This is a genomic window from Mycobacterium marinum (genome assembly GCF_003391395.1).
In the GTDB taxonomy this organism is placed as follows: Bacteria; Actinomycetota; Actinomycetes; order Mycobacteriales; family Mycobacteriaceae; genus Mycobacterium; species Mycobacterium marinum.
Genome location: NZ_CP024190.1, coordinates 621,380 through 639,670, shown reverse-complemented (window position 1 = coordinate 639,670; position 18,291 = coordinate 621,380). Strand labels below are relative to the sequence as shown.

Genomic DNA, 18,291 nt, shown 5'->3' with positions numbered 1-18,291 from the left:
GGAATCATGTACCGATTCCTGGCCGGCCTGTTTGCCGGATTCGCCATCACCCATCTCGGTTTCGCCTTGTTCGCCGACATGAATACTCTGCAGTTCTTCGGCAGGACTTGGAGCACCGGGTACATCTGGGCCGAATTTGTGCTGTATTCCGCGCTTATGCTGCTCTTCGCCTATCTGGGCTGGCGGACCAAGCCCTCGGGGGCCAGGCGGGCCTAGCTCTCCCGGCTAGGACTGGTGGCGGTCGTGTTCCATTTTCACGATGGCCCATCGGTGGGAGGTTGGCGCCACCCGCAGCGGCTCTTACCGTTCCAGATAAATCCGGCATCCCCCGAGCGCCGCATCCGCGGCGTCTCCGTTGCCGAAAAGGGTGTCTATCACGGTGAAGAACTGGGCCAGTTCGTCATGGCGGTCCGACTCGCTCCGGCCCAGGTAGTCCGCACAGCGCTGGTGCACATAGGCGGAATATTCCTGGGTGACGTCAGTGAACCGCACCGCTGCAATCCCCGCGGCCGTCAGCGCGCCGACGTACTCCTGGCGGGTCAGAAGGCCCGGGCACGCCACCTGATCCTGCAGGAGCGCCCGTTCAGATCTGGAAAGCCGTCTTCGTGCGTAGAAGTCGGCGAGGTAGCCCCGGCCGCCCGTCCGTAACAGGGTGGCGAGCTTTTCCATCGCGGCGTGTTTGTCGGAGACGTGCAGCAGACACAGGATCGAGGTGAGGGTGTCTGCCGGGGTGACGGGTTGATAGGCCATGACGTCGGCCACTTCGTCGTGCACGAAATCCTGTAGCCCGCACGCGGCCATCACCCGCCGGCCCACCGCGGCGATGTCGGCGCGCATCTCGATGGCCGTTACCCGGTAGCCCTGCGAGCCGAACACCAATCCGGCAGGCCCGAATCCAGCCCCCACGTCGATCAGCGATAGGCAGCCGTTGCCGCCCGGCACCAGCCCGCCCGCCGCAAACCAGCTCCGCGCCGCCTGAAATTCGGCCGGCCCGTAGTTCATCGGGGTGACCGAAAGCAGTTCCGGCACCGGCGCGATCGGCTCTTCGCGGTGGCGCGCGAGCACCGCTTCGACCATCTGCAACCGGGGGGGCCGTGTACAGGTCCATGGCACGATCGGTGACCGGTTCAGCGGCAACGGCTGCGGAACCCACCGGAGCCCGAGCAGCGTCCGGCGCACCGTTGGGTTCGTACACCCGGCACCACTCCCGGTAGGTCTGGCCACACATCGAGTCGACGCGGACTATCGCGTTGCCTCACCATCGTCTCATCGTCATTGCGATGACGAGCGCCGCCAGCTTCAGCAGCGGCTATGCATCCGAGTCGCGTGCGAGCGGATCAGGCCGCGGCAGACGGCGACATCGGCGGCCAGCCGGCCGGGTATGGCGCGGTAGTCGTTTTCGACCAGCAAGGACCGCACCGGTGCGGGCGAAGACAGCACATCGCGTAGTTCGCTGACCACATCAACGCGGCTGGCCGCCGGGTCTTTGACATGCAGGTCCGGGTGCAGCAACTCGCCTACCGCGCTGACGAATTCGCCGGGCCGGTGCCCAAAGTCGAGCAGGTTCCCGATATCGAGCACGACACGCAGGTGATGACCGACCGCCTCGACCAGGGCGGCGCTGGCGGCTCCGCTGAGCGCGGATTCGTAGGCGACGGTGATGCCGTGGCGTTCGGCGCGCTGGCATATCGAGCGCAGGACTGCCGCGGTTCCGGCCACCCGTTGCGGGGAATCCGGGGTGCTGCGGCGAAATCCGGGAATGTGCAGAACGCCGATGCCCAGCTCGACCGCACACCGCAGCGCCACGCGCAGCAGCGCCGCGGCCTCCGCGTTGGGCTGCCCGTGCTCGTCGATGAGGCCGAGATCGTTGGCGTGATTGACCGCCAGCGCGGTGACGGGGATGCTGCGAGCGATCCGCGCGACGACGGCCTGCTCCGCGGGCACATCGAGGCGCGGGCCGCGATGGGCACCACCGAAGTCGATCTGCAGTTCATCGGCGCCACTGCGGATTGCCATGGCCGCAGCGGCCGCACGGCAATCGGCGATGCGCCACTGGGGTGCGGCCACCGCGATGCGGTTCATGCGGCGGCTCCGTCGAGGCGAATGGCGGCCTTGAGAACGCGGCGTCCGTCGTGGCAACGGTTACCGCTTTGCAGGACGCCGTTAATCAGTTCGGCGGCCCCCTCCAGATCGGTGACCTGGGTGAGCAGTGATGCGAACGTGGCCGCATTCTCGGTGAGCGCGCCGATCGCGGCGCGCAGGTGCGCGTTGGACACCCCGCGGTGGCCGAACAACCGCAACGGGCCCGCACCCGCGCGCTGCAGGGTTTTGGCCACCGGGACCGAGGACAGTCCGCCACAGTTGGCGGCACGCACGGCGGCGACATCGACCTCGCCGCTGCGCAGCGACACCGGACCCGAATCCAGTCCGCCGTGTACATCGACGGTGAGGGCGTGGTCGATGTGGGTGTCCAGCGTCGTCAGGGCGGTCACCGTCGCCGAACGAGGGGTGGCCAGCACGGCGCTGACCGGGCCCCGCAGTGCGGCGAGCCTGCTGGGGAGATCGGGGTCATCTGCGGCGATGCAGTTGTGGGAGTCGCGATTTCGTCCCACGATCAGTTGCTCGGTCTCTGGCATCGCTTGGCGCCAGACCGCGGCGGCGAGCTGACCGACGATGCCATCTCCCCACACCACCAGCGATCTCGGGGTGTCCTCGAAGACGGCCATCGCGATCTCGAGTCCGTAGATGGCCGAGGCCAGCGGCTCGGCAAGGGCACCGATGAGCACATCGTTGGCCGCGCTGCTCGGGACCGGCACCACCAGGCCGGCATTCACGACGCTGGCGGGAATCCTGGTCCGCTCGGCCCACAGCCCGGCCACGTTGTGTCCCAGCAGAAAACCCGGGTCCGTCGGGTGCGTCGGATTGACCGTGACGATGTCGCCGGGCGCAAACGCCTTCGATCCCACCACGACTCGCGCGATGCCCTCGTGCCCCAGCACCAGTGAGTCATCGGGGCGGTCGCCACGCAGGATCTGCCAATCGGTACCGCAGATCCCGGCCACCAGCGGTGCCAGCAACAGGTCCCCCGGTTCCAGGGCCGGTGTGTCGAGCACCGCGACATCAACCAGCGAACATCCGTCGGGCCCTGCGGGACGGCGCACCAGCGCCCGATAGCCGTTGTCGGTCATGCGGTCGCCTTGAGCCGCTCGTCGCACATGAGCTGTGCACCGCGCAGGCAGTCGATGTCGGCGCTGGAGTCAGCGCAGAACACCAGGCGCTCGTCCAGCCACGACTCGCTGAAGCCGCGGTCGGCGTAGCAGGAGCCACCGCGAAGCTGCGCGCGCAACTCACGCTCGTAGTGCGAACCCAGACCTTCCACCACTCCGCCACCGATGCCGAGCAGGTCCAGATGCGGGTCGACACACCACAACATGCGGATCAAGGCGGCGATCGGCGCAACGGCGGCTTGCAGCACCGAAACCGCGGCGGCGTCTCCGGCGGCCAGTGCGCGCGGGAACCATTGCAGCAGTGAGATGTTGGGTGGCAGCGCCCCGAGCCGGCCGGCGATGCGACCGATGCCCGGTCCGGACGCGTGAGCCGCGAGGTGGTCGGGGACACCGCATTCACACATCAGGCCGCGCAGCGCGGGATCGGCCTGCGTCGGCAGGTGCCCCACTTCGCCCTGCAATCCCCACTCATCGACGGGGATCTCACTGGTCCGCAGGTCGGCGATGCGAAGAGCGATGCCGCTGCTGATGGTGAGGTAACCGATGCGCCGGGTCGACGGCCCGGCCCACCGCGCGGTGAAGTCGGCCAGCCCCGCCGTCAGGTCGTTGACCAGCAGCCACGTCACATCGGGTCGGCGCAACCGCAGCGCCTCCGCCAAATCGAAGGGCGTGGCCTCCGCGCCCCACAGCGGCCCGGAGCCATACAGGATCCCCCTGCGGTGATCCAGCGCGGCACCGCACGAAATGGCCGCGTGCGCCCCGGCGGGGGCCGCCGCACACAGCTCATCGACGAGGCGCTCGCGCAGTTGCGCGACGGACTGTTCCGGGAAATTGAGCAGACTGGGCGCCATGTGACGCTTGACCTCGGTGCCTGGTCCGCCGACCCGAAGCCGAAGCCAGGTGCCGCCCAAGTCGGCGGCCATGGTGCTGGTCGCGATGTCGGTTGCAAGGGTGGTCATGGCTGATCAGACTCCGCAGTTCATCGGTGCCGGCATGGACAAGATGACCCCGCCCGCCGGCGGCTGGCCGGCGACCTCGAAGCCGTGGAAGTTCTCGAACCGCTCGATGTGGCCGTCGAACGCCGCAAGGGTGCCGATGGCGACGGTCAGCGCGTTGCTCGCGATCCCGGCTCGGATCCCGGCCGGAGAATCCTCGAAGACGATGGTCGAGCCGATGTTGACGCGCAGCGCGTCGGCCGCGAGCAGGTATCCCTGCGGGTCGGGCTTTCCGCGGGTGATGTCGTCGGCGCTGATGAGCACATCGGGCAAGGGGATGCCCGCGGCGCGCATGCGATTGCTGGCCAGAACCCGACTTGCCGAGGTGACCACGGCCCACGCGGATCGTGGCAGCGAGGCGATGAATTCGGCGGCACCGGGCACTTCCCGCACCCCCTCGGTCGTGGACTCTTCGTGTTCGACCAGGCGTCTGGTCTCGCTGGCGATCAGAGCGGGATGGGACAGGAAGTGGCGCACGGTGGCCGCGGTGGGCCTTCCGTGAGCGAAGGCCAGCACCTCAGCCAAATCCAGCGAGTGCAATTCGGCGAATGCGCCCCAGGTAGCCTCGACGACCGCCGTGGAATCCACCAAGGTGCCATCCATATCGAATAGCAGTGCGGCTGCATGTAATTCGGGCATGAACATTTTCCTAGGAGCTCGATTGGGCGGCGGCAAGCGGCCGCGACTGGGAAATGGGGACACCGCTGGAGACCGAGCTCCACGTCCGGTCTTCGTGCACCACCAGCGCGTCGCCTTCGTAACCCGAGCCGCGGGTGCGGGCGAGCTCGCAGGCAAGCGGACCGAAATCGGCGGGCACCATGTAGTCGCTGTAGTCGAAATCGGCGGCCCGGCGGGCGCGGATCCCCGGGGTGTCCACCATGCCGGCGGGCAAGGTCTGGACGAACACCACCTCGGACGGGGAAATCTCTTGGGCCACCGAATTGATCAGGGCGCTGGATGCGGCCTTGGTGGCGGTGTAGCCGGCGCGTGCGGGACCAGCGTTGTAGACCACTTCCGATGATACGTGCAGGAAGAGTCCGGGCTCGGATTGCCGCAGCGCCGGCAGTGCGGCGTTGAGCGTCCAGAACAAGCCGTGCACGTTGATGTCGAATTGGTCTAACCAGTCGACCTCGGTCACGTCAACCAGGTTCTCCCGGCGAAGGGTGTAGTAGATCGCCGAGTAGCAGACGAAATCGATGCGCTTGGGCAGCTCCTCGGCCAGCGTCTGCTTGGCCGCTTCTCCGTTGCGGAAGTCAAGCTCGTGCCAGTGCAGCCGGTCAGCACCCGGCCCGACGGGCTTGGTCCGGCTGAAGACGCGAGTCTCGATCCCCTCGGCCGCCCAGGCATCGGCGATGCCGCGGCCGATGCCGGTCGAGCCGCCGACGACGATTGCCGTGCGCCCGGTCATCGCGCGACCCCGCTCGAAGCCGCGACGCTGCCGGTCAGGTTTTCGTGGTGCTGCTTGAGCAGAGCAACCGCGCATTGGATCTCCTCGGGGGTGACATCGTTGACGAAGCGGTGGTGGCCGATACCGACCGGCAGCGGCAGCCGCTGCTGGCCGTCACGGTGGCGAACCGTGTCGATCAGTGCCTCGATGAGCAGCTCCGGCGTGGCCAGGGTGTCGTCCCACAGCGGCAAGCCGAGGTCCACCATGACTCGGTAGATCCGGTTCGCGTCGCCCTCGCTGACGTAGCCGCGAAGCTCTCCGATGGCAGTGGTCACCGCCATGTCCAAGTTGACCGCCTCCCCATGCAGTAGTGCGGGCGACGCGTGCATCTCGATCGTGGGGCTAAAGGTGTGACCGTAGTCAACACAGCGCTCCAGGGTGGATTCCCACAAATTCGGTTGCAGTTCCTCGAGCATGAGGTGAATGGATTCGTCCAGGATGTACTCGGTGGCCACCTCCAGTGCCGAGGTGCTGCCCTGGAAGTGGTCGTCGCGCACGTCGCGCCCGGATGTCTCCAGCACATCGAACAGCGCACCGGACTTGATCAACGCGATTTTCAGAATTTCGGCGAGTCCATTACTCAGGTGGCGCTGATCGAGCGTGCACAAAAAGCTCTTGTCCAAAAATGTCACCGTCGGGGGCGCATAGGTGCCAAGACGGTTCTTCCCAAGCTGGTAATTGACTCCGGTCTTTACGCCGACTCCGGCATCGACAAGGCCGATCAGTGTGGTCGGGATCCGGATGTACGGCGTGCCCCGCCGGTAGAGGCTGGCCGCGAAGCCCGCGACATCGGTGAGCACACCACCGCCGATGACCAGCATCGGCTCGCGGCGCCGGTCGATGCCAAATGCGTTCATGGCGTCGACGATTCGAGTCACCGTGTCCCAGTGCTTCAGGGTCTCGTCGATCGGGATCACAACGAATTCCGCCTCCACACCGTGGTGCGCGAAGAAGGCACGGACCTTACTTCCGTGCAGTGCATCGACAGTCCCATCAATGATCACCAGCCGGCGGTCACCAACCTTTAGTGGCGCATCCGAACATGCCGAAAACAGCTGATTGTTTCCGAGGTCGAAAAGTCCATCTGATTTGATGACGTGGTACCTCACTTGTTTCACGGCTTCGACCGTCCAGGCGGTTTGACCGGAAGCGTTCTTGATCATCACTTTCGATTCCCCAATTTCTCGATCACGTTGTGATCTCGATGCGATCACGGATTGTGGCGACTCGCTGAGGATACGCACGCGTCTCTTATTTATCGAAGGCCTTCAGCGGAACACACAGGTTCCTCACAGCCCGACAGATGGCCCACATGACCACCGAAAACACCCTCCGGAATACCGGCGTTAGCATTTGAACTACACTGTCCCACAACAGGATTCACAGAGGCACCGCGCAGCTAAACGCCAGCCAATGCGGTCGATAAAATTGGCCCAAGTGTGTCCAACATCAGAAATTGCGTTTGAGTGTGTCCGCCATCACTCAATTATTTATAGCGCGGCCCGAGTCACATCTTCGGCACCAAACCGCCCCAATGTCGGCCCAGCGAACCGCAACGTGACACCCGCCCGGTTCTCGCGGTGCGGACGTCGGGAACTTGATGTGACCAAAAGCCTTGATCCCCTCGCAGTTACGGGATGGGGCCGGGCAGTCAACCACACAGACCCGGGGGTGACGCAGCATACAGGTAGAAATAGTGATCGCTTGCGTATACTTGCCCAATGCCCGAATCCGTGACCGCCCCACCTGAGCTGGGTATACGCCACGCCACACCGGGCCTACTCGCACTTACCATCGCCACCTGCCTGGCCATCACCACGGAGATACTGCCGGTCGGCCTGCTGCCCGCCATCGGACACACCTTCGGAGTGCGTGACGCGGTCACCGGCCTGCTGGTGAGTCTCTACGCCGTCCTGGTGGCCCTGCTCGCGGTTCCACTGACCGTGGTCACCGCGCGATTTCCGCGCAAGCCACTGCTGTTGACGACACTGCTGGGCTATGCGGTGAGCAACACCTTGGTCGCCGTCGCACCCACGTTCGCCATGGTTGCGGCGGGCCGGGCGGTGGGCGGTGTCACCCACGCACTGTTTTTCTCTTTGTGCATCGGATACGCGCCCCGACTGGTGGGGCTCGCCGATGTGGGCCGTGCGCTCGCGCTGGTGGGCGGCGGGGTGTCCGCCGGGATTGTGGTGGGTGTTCCGCTGTTGACATCGGTGGGCACCGCGGTCGGCTGGCGCGGAGCCTTCGCCGTGCTGGCCGTGCTCGCCGCGGTGCTGCTGCTGGCGGTCGCCAAGCTGCTGCCCCCGGTCAGCAGCGAATCTGCCCCGCCACCGGCCGGCACCGGCAAGGGCCGGCGACGCCTCGCCGGGGTGGTCTCCTCCAACGCCCTGACCTACACCGGACAGTTCACCCTCTACACCTTCATCAGCGCTGTCCTGCTCGCGGCCGGGGCCCGGCCAGCATTCATCGGTCCGCTGCTGCTGATGTGCGGCGTGTGCAGTCTGGCGGGTCTGTGGTACGTGGGCGCCACGCTGGACCGCAATCCCCGGCAGACCACGGTGATCATCATCGTCGTGGTGATCGGCGCGCTGCTGGGCCTGGGTGCGTCGTTTCCGGCGTTGCTTCCCGTGGTGCTCGCCGCCGCCGTGTGGAACGGCGCCTTTGGCGGCATCCCATCCATCTATCAGGCGGGCGCGGTGCGCGCTCAGGCCGCGACACCCGAGATGGCCGGGGCCTGGGTGAATGCCACCGCCAACCTCGGGATCGCCGGAGGTGCGGCGATCGGCGCGGGACTGCTGCCGACGATCGGTCTGGCCGGACTTCCGTGGGTGGCCGCGGCCCTCATCGCGATCAGCCTGGCGGTCACGCTGGCCACGGGGCGCGGTCCCACGCATTAAGACCGCATTGAGCCGCGACCAAACCTGCACGCATTGCGGTTTCTTTCGCCGAATCGGCGGACTGGGCGCCGCTAATTGTGGCTACCAAAACATGCGACCGCGGCGAATGATAAACGCATGTCTGATGCACACCACACTGATGTGGATGTTGTGGTCGCGGGTGCCGGCTTTGCGGGTCTGTATGCCGCCTACCGTCTGCGGCGCGCGGGGCATTCGATGCGCATATTCGAGGCCGGCGACGACATCGGCGGCACCTGGTACTGGAACCGCTACCCCGGGGCACGCGTCGACATCCCCAGCGTCGACTACATGTACAGCTTCGATCCCGACTGGTCGCGCGACTGGCAGTGGTCGGAGAAGTACGCCACCCAACCCGAGATCCTGCGCTACCTCAACCACGTCGCCGACAAGCACGACCTGCGTCGCGACATCCAGTTCGGCACCCGGGTGACCCACGCACACTGGGATGACGACGCCGGCCGGTACCGGGTGCGCACCGACCGCGGCGACGAAATCACCTGCCGCTACCTGATCATGGCGACGGGCTGCCTGTCGGTACCCAAAGACCTCGACATCGACGGCATCGAAAACTTCACCGGCGGACTGTATTTCACCAGCCGCTGGCCCCATGAACCCGTCGACTTCACCGGGAAACGGGTCGGTGTCGTCGGCACCGGCTCATCGGGCATCCAATCGATCCCGCTGATCGCCGCCCAGGCCGCGCAGGTGGTGGTGTTCCAACGAACCCCCTGCTTCTCGATCCCCGCCCACAACGGCCCGATCTCCCCGGACAAGCTCGCCCAATTGGCCGACGACGACGCCTACCGTCGCGCGGCGCGATACTCCTTCGGCGGGGTCCCGATGGAGCGCTCGCTCACTCCGACATTCTCGGTGTCCGCCGAAGAACGTCGACAACGATACGAACGCGCCTGGCAGCTCGGTGAGCTCCTCGAGGCGCTCAACCTCTACGCCGACGAGATGATCAATCCGCTGGCCAACAGCGAGTTCGCCGAATTCATCCGCGACAAGATCCGCGCCACCGTGCACGACCCGCAGACCGCCGAGGCGCTGTGCCCCAGCGGCTACCCGGTGGGCTCGAAACGGCTCTGCCTGGACAGCAACTACTACGCCACCTTCAACCTGCCCCAGGTGCGGCTGGTGGACCTGGGTAACCAGCCATTAGTGGGTGTTACCAAGACCGGAATCGACACGGTCGGTGAATCTTTCGAGTTCGACGCGATCGTGTTCGCCACCGGATTCGACGCCGTCACCGGAGCGCTCGCGGCGATCGACATCGTCGGCCGCAACGGCCTCGCGCTGGGGGACAAGTGGGCGCCCGGCCCATCCACATATCTGGGCCTGACCACCGAGGGGTTTCCCAACCTGTTCCTCATCGCGGGCCCCAACAGCCCCTCGGTGCTGTCCAACATGGCGGTGTCGATCGAACAACATGTCGACTTCGTCGCCGACGCCCTGAGCTATCTGCGCGAGCACGGCTTCGACCGCATCGAGCCCACCGAGCTCGCCGAGGCCGGCTGGATGCAGCATTCCGATGACGCCGCATCGATAACGCTTTTCCCACAGGCGAACTCGTGGTACGTGGGCGCCAACATCCCGGGAAAGCCGCGCACCTTCATGGCCTACACCGCCGGGGTCGACGTGTACCGGGTGGCCTGCGAGGAGGTGGTGGCCCGCGACTATCTGGGCTTCCGGTTGTCCGGCCCGAACGGCTCACAGTGCAACGACGGTGTGGTGCGCCGCCTGCAACCCGACATTCAGATGGTGCTCGCGCAGCTGGAGGCGCTGGGCCTTCCGCCCTTGGAATCGCTGCCCGCCGACCAGGCGCGCGCGCTCATGAACGAGATGAACCTGGCGCGCCCGCCGGGCCCCGACGTCGGCGAAATCGTCGACGGCACCCTGCCCGGCGCCGCCGGGCCCCTGGCCTACCGCCTCTATCGTCCGGCCAGCCCGGGTCCGCACCCCGTGGTCGTCTACTTCCACGGCGGTGGTTGGGTTCTCGGCGACCACACCTCCGACGATCCGTTGTGCCGCGACCTGTGCGTGCGCAGTGACACGCTCATTGTGTCGGTGGACTACCGGCACGCACCCGAGCATCGCTTCCCCGCCGCGCTGGACGACGGCTGGGCGGCCGTGCAGTGGATCGCCGGGCACGCCGGGGAGCTCGGCGGCATCCCGGGCCAGCTGGTGGTCAGCGGTTGGAGCGCCGGCGCCGGCATTGCCGCCGTGGTCTGCCACCTCGCCAGGGACGCGGGTGCGCCGAGCATCTTCGGCCAGGCGTTGCTCACCCCGGTCACCGATTGCGACCCGACCCGCGGCTCCTACCTCGAAAATGCCGACGGCTATGGCCTCACCGCGCCGCTGATGCAATGGTTCTTCGACCACTACGCCGATCCGGACGTGCGCACCGACCCGCGGATAGCGCCGCTGCGTGCCCCGGATCTGTCGGCGCTGCCCCCGGCGATCGTCGTCGCCGCGGAGTTCGATCCGCTGCGCGATGAGGGCATCGAGTACGCCGAGGCACTCGCCGCGGCCGGGGTACCCACCGAGCTGGTGCGAGCCCGCGGACACACCCACCTGTCGCTGACGATGGTCGATGTGGTCGTCTCCGGGGCCCCGATTCGGGCCCAGCTCGCCGGCGCGCTGCGCGGATTCTTCGCGATCGGCGCCGCCGTGCCCGCCTAGGGCCGCCGCTGACCCCGCCGACGTGCTACATGTGGCCCATGGCCGAACGTGTCACGTTCCAGAGTTCAACGGGCCCGACCCTGGCGGGAACCATCGATGTGCCCGAGGCGGCGGTGCGCGGCTGGGGGGTGTTTGCGCACGGATTCACCCTGAACAAGGACTCACCGGCGGCGGCCCGCATCTGCAAACAGCTGGCGGCCGACGGGATCGGCATGCTGCGCTTTGACGCACTCGGCCTCGGTGACTCGGAAGGCGGCTGGGGCGACGGCTCTTTCACCGTGAAGGTCGACGACATCGTCAAGGCCTGCGAGTTCATGACCGCCCGCGGAACCCCGGCCGACATCCTGGTCGGGCACTCCTGGGGTGGCGCGGCCGTGCTGGCCGCGGCCCGCCACTCACCGGGCGTGCGGTCGGTGGTCACCGTCGCGGCGCCGGTCGACCCCAGCCACGTCGAAAAGCATTACGACGCGGTCGTCGACCGCTGCCTGTCCGAGGGCAGCGCCGAATGGATGGTTGGCGGGCGCACGCTGACCCTGAAACGGGCATTCGTCCAGGACGTCCGCGCCGCCGACCTGCGCGACAAGATCAAGAGCCTGCGGCTGCCCTTGCTGATCCTGCACTCCCCCACCGACAACACCGTCGGCATCGGCAACGCGACCGAGATCTTCCGCCTGGCCCGCCACCCCCGCAGCTTCGTCTCGCTGGAGGGCTCTGACCACCTGCTCACCGCCCGCGGCCAGGCGCATCGGGCCGCCCGGATCATCGGCGCCTGGGCCGACGCCTACCTCGACGAACCATAAAGACCGCACGCCAGGGTTGACGCGAGCCGCCGAACGCGATGCAATGTGATACAAGTCATATGACCGCCGGTCATGACGGTCGGAAAGGTGGCAGCTCATGACCACGAGGGACAAGTACACCGACGTGCCCACACCGTACTCATGGGAGGTCCCCAGCGCCGGTGACGCGCGCTTCACCTGGGAGTACGACGAAGGGCGCGCCCGGCTCCTTTCCCTGTACCAAAAAGGGAAGGACAAGCAGTGGGACGCCCAGTCGCGCATCGACTGGGGCCAAGACGTCGACCCGATGAACGCGATCGCGCTGCCCGACGAGTTCCATCCGCTGTTCGGCAGCCCGATGTGGAACGCCGCAGACGAGGCGCGTCGATCCGAGATGCGCCAGCACTTCCAGGCGTGGCAGTTCTCGCAGTTCCTGCACGGCGAGCAGGGGGCGATGGTGTGCGCGGCCAAGATCGTCGAAGTGGTCCCGGACCTGGACGCGAAGTTCTACGCGGCCACCCAGACCATGGACGAGGCCCGCCACGTCGAAGCGTTCTCCCGGTTCCTGCAGGAGAAGATCGGCCTGGTCTACCCGATCAACAAGCACCTGACCGCCCTGCTCGACGACACCCTGCGCGACTCCCGCTGGGACATGCCCTACCTGGGCATGCAGGTCCTCATCGAGGGACTCGCCCTGGCCGCCTTCGGGGTACTGCGAGACATGGCGGCGCCGGAGTCGTTGGCCAAGCAGGTGCTGGCCTACGTCATGCAGGACGAGGCCCGCCACGTCGCCTTCGGCCGAATCTCGCTGAAGGACTACTACTCGGCGCTGACCGAGGCCGAGCGCGAGGAGCGTGAAGAATTCGTGGTCGACGCCTGCTACCTGATGCGCGACCGGTTCCGCGGCGAGGAGGTCTTCGAGACACTCGGCATGGACGTCAAAGCATGCGCCGAGTGGGTCGACACCTCGCCGCTGATGATCCAGTTCCGCTCGCACCTGTTCAGCCGCATCGTGCCCATCGTCAAGGACATCGGGCTGTGGGGCGGCAAGGTGCAGCGGGCGTTCCGGGACATGGGTGTGCTCGATATGGCCGGTTCCGACATCGAGGCGCTGATGAAGGCCGATGAAGATCAGGCCGAGGCGCTGGACAAGGCGCACGCCGAGATGGCCGAACGGGCCATCGAGGTGGACCAGGTGATCGCGGCGGGCGCAAGCTGACTCACATCCGGTAATCGATCCCACCTCCCGCCCAAGCGGGCATCGCGCCGCGGCGGCGCGAGCCTGCGTGTAGTCACGCAAGACTCGGATCGGCCGCAAGCCCGGAATCGCAGCTCAACGTAGCTGCGTGTCGAAGAACGTCGTAGCAGCGGAGCTGATTTCGGCGTGCAGCAGGTGCCTATCCACGCTCGGGTCGTCGATACACGCTTCCGGGAACTGTTCGCGTCCAAGTTGGTTGCACTCGTTGAGGAAGATCTCGTGGCCAACCTTGCCGGGCAACACGTTCAGTTGAGCGCCGGGGACGTTGGCCGCGGCGAATTCGGCGTTGTCGCCGGGCGGGGTCTGGGCATCGTGTGCGCCGACGATGATGTAGGTGGGCACCCGGAGCCGATGGAGGCCGTCGGCGTCCATGCCGAAATCCTTGACCATGCCGGGAGCCATCGCGAACACCGCCTTGATGCGAGAGTCCGCGACGTCGAGCGCCGGGCCGGCGTCCACCGGCAACTCGGTGCGCAGATACGCCGGTATCGCCGGGTCGCTGTGCACGCCCCGCTGGAAGTCCAGGTACCGGTCGGGGTTGACCCGGGCCCCGCCCAGCCACAGCGAGGTGAATCCGCCCTGAGAGTGCCCCGCCACACCGATCCTGGAGGCGTCGATGAGCGGGCCCCAAAACCGATCCTGCACTAAGAAGTCGGCGGTCAGGCTCAGGTCGCGCGGCCTTTGCCACAGCTTGTTCGCGAGGTAGACGATCGACGAATCGTAGGTATTGGCACGGTAATGGTTCAGCGCGGCAACTAGATAGCCCTTGCTGGCCAACGCTTGTGCCAGCCACGCGTAGAACAGGCCGTTACTGCCGCGCCCATGGGACAGCAGGATCAGCGGTAACCGCGATCCGCCCGCGCGCGGCGGCAGATTCGGATAGAACGACAGCTCGGTGGCGAACGGCATGGCGAACGGACGGTCATTAGGCGAGGGTTGCTCGGCCGGGTAGAACAGGCTGACCGCCAGCCGGCGCGGACCGTCTGGCCCGTGGGGGTCGACAAACTCGATCTGCCGCAAACCGACTGGAGGCGAAGGGGTTTGGCCGTTGACCTGAACTCCGGTGCCGCAACCGGCTGCCAACCAGACAGCTGCCGACAGGACCGAAACGACCGACACGACTCTGAGAAGCGAAACCATCGTTGGGCGCACGGCCATGAACCTGTCGCAATTGATCGACAGAAGCAACTGGAGACAGAGTCGGTGGAACGTCGAGCCCAGCCACAGATCCGGGCCGCGACCGTCGGAGCGTCCCTTCAGCCCGCCGCCCCGGCCTGGCCGACCAACCGCCCACCGATGCCGCCGCTGCCGCCCGCGCCGCCGACCAAAGCCCCGCTTCCGCCGTGACCACCGTCGCCGCCGTTGCCGATCAATCGGGTGTCCCCACCGTTGCCGCCATTGCCACCGCCGGCGAGGTTGGCGCCATCACCGCCCGCACCGCCCGTTCCGCCGTTGCCGTACAGCAGCCCACCGGCACCCCCGTTGCCGCCGGTACCGCCGGTGCCGCCCCGGTCGAAGATCCCCGCGGCGGCGGCGCCCTTGCCGCCGGCGCCGCCAGATCCGCCGTTGCCGTACAGCAGCCCACCGCCGCCGCCGTGACCGCCGGCGCCACCACTGCCGCCGACGCCGCCGTTGGCTGCCGAGCCGCCGGCCCCGCCGACTCCTCCCGAACCACCCAGGCCAATCAGCCCGCCGACACCGCCATCACCACCGGCGCCGCCACCACCACCAATGCCGTCACCGAGAGCCTCACCACCCATACCGCCGGCACCGCCGTTTCCGCCGGCGCCATAAAGCAGCCCGCCAGCTCCACCGCCGCCACCAGCACCGCCAGCCGCGGCAGCCCCGCTCACCGGGGCCGCACCCCCACCGCCACCGGCGCCACCGGCGCCGCCATTGCCGAACAGCCCGGCGGCCCCGCCGTCTCCACCGATGCCGCCACTGCCGCCGATATCGCCGACCGGTCCGCCGCCGTCGCCGCCGGCCCCGCCCGCGCCGGCGTTTCCGGCAAGTAACCCACCGCCGCCGCCGGTGCCGCCATTGCCGCCATTGCCACCGGCCGTCGTGACCGCGCTGGTGAAGCCGGAACCCCCCGTGCCGCCGGCCCCGCCGGCCCCGCCCTCACCCACGATTCCGGCGGCTCCGCCGGCACCGCCGTTGCCTCCGAACCCGCCATGATTGCCGGGATTCATCCCGCTTACGCCCCCGGCCCCGCCGGAACCCCCGGCACCGCCAGTGCCGTAGAGCCACCCGCCGGAACCCCCGGCGCCGCCCGCCCCGCCATCACCGCCGTCCCCGGAGCCGCTGGCGGCTGCCCCGGCGCCGCCGGCCCCGGCGATCCCACCGGCCCCCCACAATCCGGCACCGCCGCCGCTGCCCCCGCCACCGCCGTGCCCACCGGCGCTGAGCGCGTCGCCGCCGGAGCCTCCGGCCCCGCCGTTGCCATAGAGCCAGCCGCCTTGGCCCCCCGCTCCGCCGACGGCTCCGGCCCCGCCGGTTCCCCCGGCCCCGCCATTGCCGATCAGCCCCGCCGCGCCCCCGGCACCCCCGGCCACCCCCGGGTTGACATCCGGCGCCCCGTTTCCACCGTTTCCGTACAACAATCCGCCCGCCCCACCGGTTTGTCCCGGCGCTGCCCCGTCCGCGCCATTGCCGATCAGCGGACGCCCCAGCAACGCCTGCGTGGGCCCATTGATCAGGTTGAGCAGACTCTGCTGAACGTTGGCGGCCTCGGCGGCCCCATAGCCACCCCCGCCCGCGCTCAGCGCTGCCACGAATTGGGCATGAAACGCGGCCGCCTGCCTACCCAGCGCCTGATAGTTGTGGGCATGGACGGAGAACAACGCCGCCACCGCCGCGGACACCTCATCGCCGGCGGCGGCCAATATCGAGGTGGTCGGCGCCGCGGCCGCCGTGTTGGCCGCGCTGACCGCGGACCCGACACTCGCCAAATCCGTTGCTGCCATTGACAGCATCTCGGGCACCACCACGACAAACGACATCTGACACCTTTCGGCCGGGCCTCATGGCCCGGTCAGCGTCGACGCATCCTGAAGGATTCGATGCTATCGCGATCCCGCCGGCCCATCTGGGGTTTGACCAGGCCACTCGGCCCGCCGTCCCGCGGCCGGACGGCGCCATCAACCTGCCAACCCGCCCGGCCATGCCGGACCGACAGCAACGGAGTGATCCTGGGAAGAAAACCCGGACGCGCCGGACGCGCGATGCTGCGCACGACCGCGCACAGGACGCTCGTCGGTCGCAGCTTCGCGGCAGCCATCCGCTAGCAGTAGGCGCGTAGTGCACGCAGGCCGTGGTCCGACGAAATCGATCCCAAATCCCCTGACTGTCTTCGCCACTCAGCCACACTCTGGCGCCGCCACAAAGTCGCCGCGGTGCGCGGTGCGCGGTGCACCAATTTCAACCGGTACGGCGACGGCAGGCAGAATGCTCAGGGTGGCATCGACAACGCGGACTTATGGCGGGGTCAGCGCCACCGAGCGCAGCGGCGCAGCCGCGAGGCGGGCTGGGGTGACCCCGCGATGAAGCTAACCGCAGCCAACGCGAGCGCCCTCGACATCCCGGTCCCGAACTACGACCGCAGCCAAATCAAGATCGGCATCGCGCATTTCGGCGTTGGCGGCTTCCACCGCGCGCACCAGGCGATGTATCTTGACCGGCTGCTCAACGCCGGACTCGCACGCGACTGGGGCATCTGCGGTATCGGCGTATTGCCGGGTGATGAGCGGATGCGCGATGCGCTGCGCAGCCAGGACCACCTCTACACGCTGATCCTCGAACACCCCGACGGCACCCGAGAGCCCCGCGTGATCGGCTCGATCGTCGACTACCGTTACGCACCCGATGAACCCGAGTCGGTGATCGAGTTGCTCGCCGACCCGGCGATCCGCATCATCACGCTCACCATCACCGAGGGGGGTTACGCCACACCGCGCAGCGCCGCCTTCGAGCTGGTGACCGAGGCGCTGAACCGCCGTCGCCAACGGGGCCACGGGTCACCGACGATCGTCTCCTGCGACAACATCGTCGACAACGGCAAAGTTGCCGAGCGTGCGTTCACCAGCTACGCGGACATATCCAATCCCGCACTCGCACAATGGATGCGAGAAAACACCAGGTTCCCCAACTCCATGGTCGACCGGATCACGCCGGTCACCACCCCCGAGCTGATCGAGCGGCTGGACTCCGAATTCGGTGTGCGCGACGCCTGGCCCGTCGCCGCCGAGCCATTCGCCATGTGGGTTCTCGAAGACGACTTCAGCCACGGGCGGCCCCCACTGGAACAAGCCGGCGTCGAGCTGGTCGACGATGTGGCCCCGTACGAGGCGATGAAGCTGCGGCTGCTCAACGCCGGACACCAGGGCCTGTGCTACTTCGCCTACCTGGCCGGGTATCGGCTGGTGCACGAAGCCGCCCAGGACCCGCTGATCGCCGAGTTCCTCCGCCGATACTTCGACGAAGAGGCGGCGCCGACCCTCACCGCGATTCGAGGCCTGACCGAATTCAAGAACGGACTGCTCCCACGATTCGCCAACGCATATGTCCGCGACACCGTCGCCCGGTTGTGCGCCGAATCCTCGGACCGCATCCCAAAATGGCTGCTACCGGTGGTTCGGGACAACCTCCGCTCGACCGGCCCGGTTCGGTTGTCGGCCGCGATCGTCGCCAGCTGGGCACGCTATGCCGAGGGCATCGACGAGGCCGGCCAGCCGATCGAGGTGGTGGATCGCCTCGCCGACGCGTTGGGGCCGATAGCGCGTTCGCAGCGCCACGACGCACGCGTATTTCTGGCCAATCGCGCCGTGTTCGATGACCTCATCGACCAACCGCGCTTCGTGCAGCCCTATCTGTGGGCGCTGGACTCCCTGCACCGGGTCGGTGCCCGCGCGACGCTGCAGGCGCTGCTCGACAAGGACGGATCCTGATGCCCATGTCTAGACGCGGTGCGGTCCGAATGGAATCGG

General features: G+C 67.5%; 15 protein-coding genes. 6 read left to right on the top strand and 9 right to left on the bottom strand.

Translation table 11 applies throughout. The annotated features are described in order from the left end of the window. Positions 1 to 6 precede the first annotated feature (6 nt). Positions 7 to 216: a hypothetical protein gene (locus CCUG20998_RS02755; protein ID WP_012392548.1), complete on the top strand. Its 210-nt coding sequence runs from the start codon at positions 7 to 9 to the stop codon at positions 214 to 216. A gap of 84 nt (positions 217 to 300) precedes the next feature. Here CCUG20998_RS02755 and CCUG20998_RS02750 read toward each other — a convergent pair whose 3' ends face one another. The 7 genes from CCUG20998_RS02750 to CCUG20998_RS02720 form a co-directional block, all read right to left on the bottom strand. Continuing rightward, complete coding sequence (locus tag CCUG20998_RS02750; RefSeq protein WP_240642838.1) at positions 301 to 1,077, bottom strand: class I SAM-dependent methyltransferase; 777 nt, start codon at positions 1,075 to 1,077, stop codon at positions 301 to 303. Positions 1,078 to 1,299: 222 nt separating this feature from the next. Continuing rightward, entirely contained in the window at positions 1,300 to 2,082 is a 783-nt protein-coding gene (locus CCUG20998_RS02745; RefSeq protein ID WP_103654093.1) for a sugar phosphate isomerase/epimerase family protein, read from the bottom strand. Further along, positions 2,079 to 3,188, bottom strand: a complete 1,110-nt coding sequence (locus CCUG20998_RS02740; protein WP_103654101.1) for an alcohol dehydrogenase catalytic domain-containing protein — start codon at positions 3,186 to 3,188, stop codon at positions 2,079 to 2,081. The genes CCUG20998_RS02745 and CCUG20998_RS02740 overlap by 4 nt, the downstream gene beginning before the upstream one ends. After that, entirely contained in the window at positions 3,185 to 4,186 is a 1,002-nt protein-coding gene (locus CCUG20998_RS02735; protein ID WP_020731590.1) for an ROK family protein, read from the bottom strand. The genes CCUG20998_RS02740 and CCUG20998_RS02735 overlap by 4 nt, the downstream gene beginning before the upstream one ends. Before the next feature lie 6 nt (positions 4,187 to 4,192). Further along, a complete protein-coding gene (locus tag CCUG20998_RS02730; RefSeq protein WP_020731589.1) occupies positions 4,193 to 4,861 on the bottom strand; it encodes an HAD-IA family hydrolase in 669 nt (222 codons plus the stop codon). A 10-nt stretch (positions 4,862 to 4,871) separates the two neighbouring features. Further along, on the bottom strand, positions 4,872 to 5,630 hold the full coding sequence (locus tag CCUG20998_RS02725) for an SDR family oxidoreductase (protein WP_103654092.1): 759 nt from the start codon (positions 5,628 to 5,630) through the stop codon (positions 4,872 to 4,874). Continuing rightward, the gene (locus CCUG20998_RS02720; protein WP_103654091.1) at positions 5,627 to 6,832 is read right to left on the bottom strand and encodes a sedoheptulose 7-phosphate cyclase; all 1,206 of its coding nucleotides are present in this window, start codon (positions 6,830 to 6,832) and stop codon (positions 5,627 to 5,629) included. The genes CCUG20998_RS02725 and CCUG20998_RS02720 overlap by 4 nt, the downstream gene beginning before the upstream one ends. 558 nt (positions 6,833 to 7,390) lie before the next feature. Here CCUG20998_RS02720 and CCUG20998_RS02715 point away from each other — a divergent pair. The 4 genes from CCUG20998_RS02715 (at position 7,391) to CCUG20998_RS02700 (ending at position 13,267) form a co-directional block, all read left to right on the top strand. Beyond that, the gene (locus CCUG20998_RS02715) at positions 7,391 to 8,566 is read left to right on the top strand and encodes an MFS transporter (RefSeq protein WP_103654090.1); all 1,176 of its coding nucleotides are present in this window, start codon (positions 7,391 to 7,393) and stop codon (positions 8,564 to 8,566) included. Between the two features lie 117 nt (positions 8,567 to 8,683). Further along, positions 8,684 to 11,269, top strand: a complete 2,586-nt coding sequence (locus CCUG20998_RS02710; protein WP_103654089.1) for a flavin-containing monooxygenase — start codon at positions 8,684 to 8,686, stop codon at positions 11,267 to 11,269. A 38-nt stretch (positions 11,270 to 11,307) separates the two neighbouring features. Further along, positions 11,308 to 12,069, top strand: a complete 762-nt coding sequence (locus tag CCUG20998_RS02705; RefSeq protein WP_020727914.1) for an alpha/beta hydrolase family protein — start codon at positions 11,308 to 11,310, stop codon at positions 12,067 to 12,069. A gap of 97 nt (positions 12,070 to 12,166) precedes the next feature. Next, positions 12,167 to 13,267: a ferritin-like domain-containing protein gene (locus tag CCUG20998_RS02700; RefSeq protein ID WP_012392537.1), complete on the top strand. Its 1,101-nt coding sequence runs from the start codon at positions 12,167 to 12,169 to the stop codon at positions 13,265 to 13,267. A gap of 114 nt (positions 13,268 to 13,381) precedes the next feature. On the opposite strand, the gene CCUG20998_RS02695 is transcribed toward CCUG20998_RS02700, so the two are convergent. Beyond that, positions 13,382 to 14,464 (bottom strand): alpha/beta hydrolase family protein, encoded by a 1,083-nt coding sequence (locus tag CCUG20998_RS02695; protein ID WP_036456983.1) that lies wholly within the window; start codon positions 14,462 to 14,464, stop codon positions 13,382 to 13,384. 98 nt (positions 14,465 to 14,562) lie between these two features. After that, positions 14,563 to 16,308: a PE family protein gene (locus tag CCUG20998_RS02690; protein ID WP_116269085.1), complete on the bottom strand. Its 1,746-nt coding sequence runs from the start codon at positions 16,306 to 16,308 to the stop codon at positions 14,563 to 14,565. A 540-nt stretch (positions 16,309 to 16,848) separates the two neighbouring features. On the opposite strand from CCUG20998_RS02690, the gene CCUG20998_RS02685 reads away from it, so the two are divergent. Beyond that, complete coding sequence (locus tag CCUG20998_RS02685; RefSeq protein ID WP_020731582.1) at positions 16,849 to 18,252, top strand: mannitol dehydrogenase family protein; 1,404 nt, start codon at positions 16,849 to 16,851, stop codon at positions 18,250 to 18,252. Positions 18,253 to 18,291: the final 39 nt, after the last annotated feature.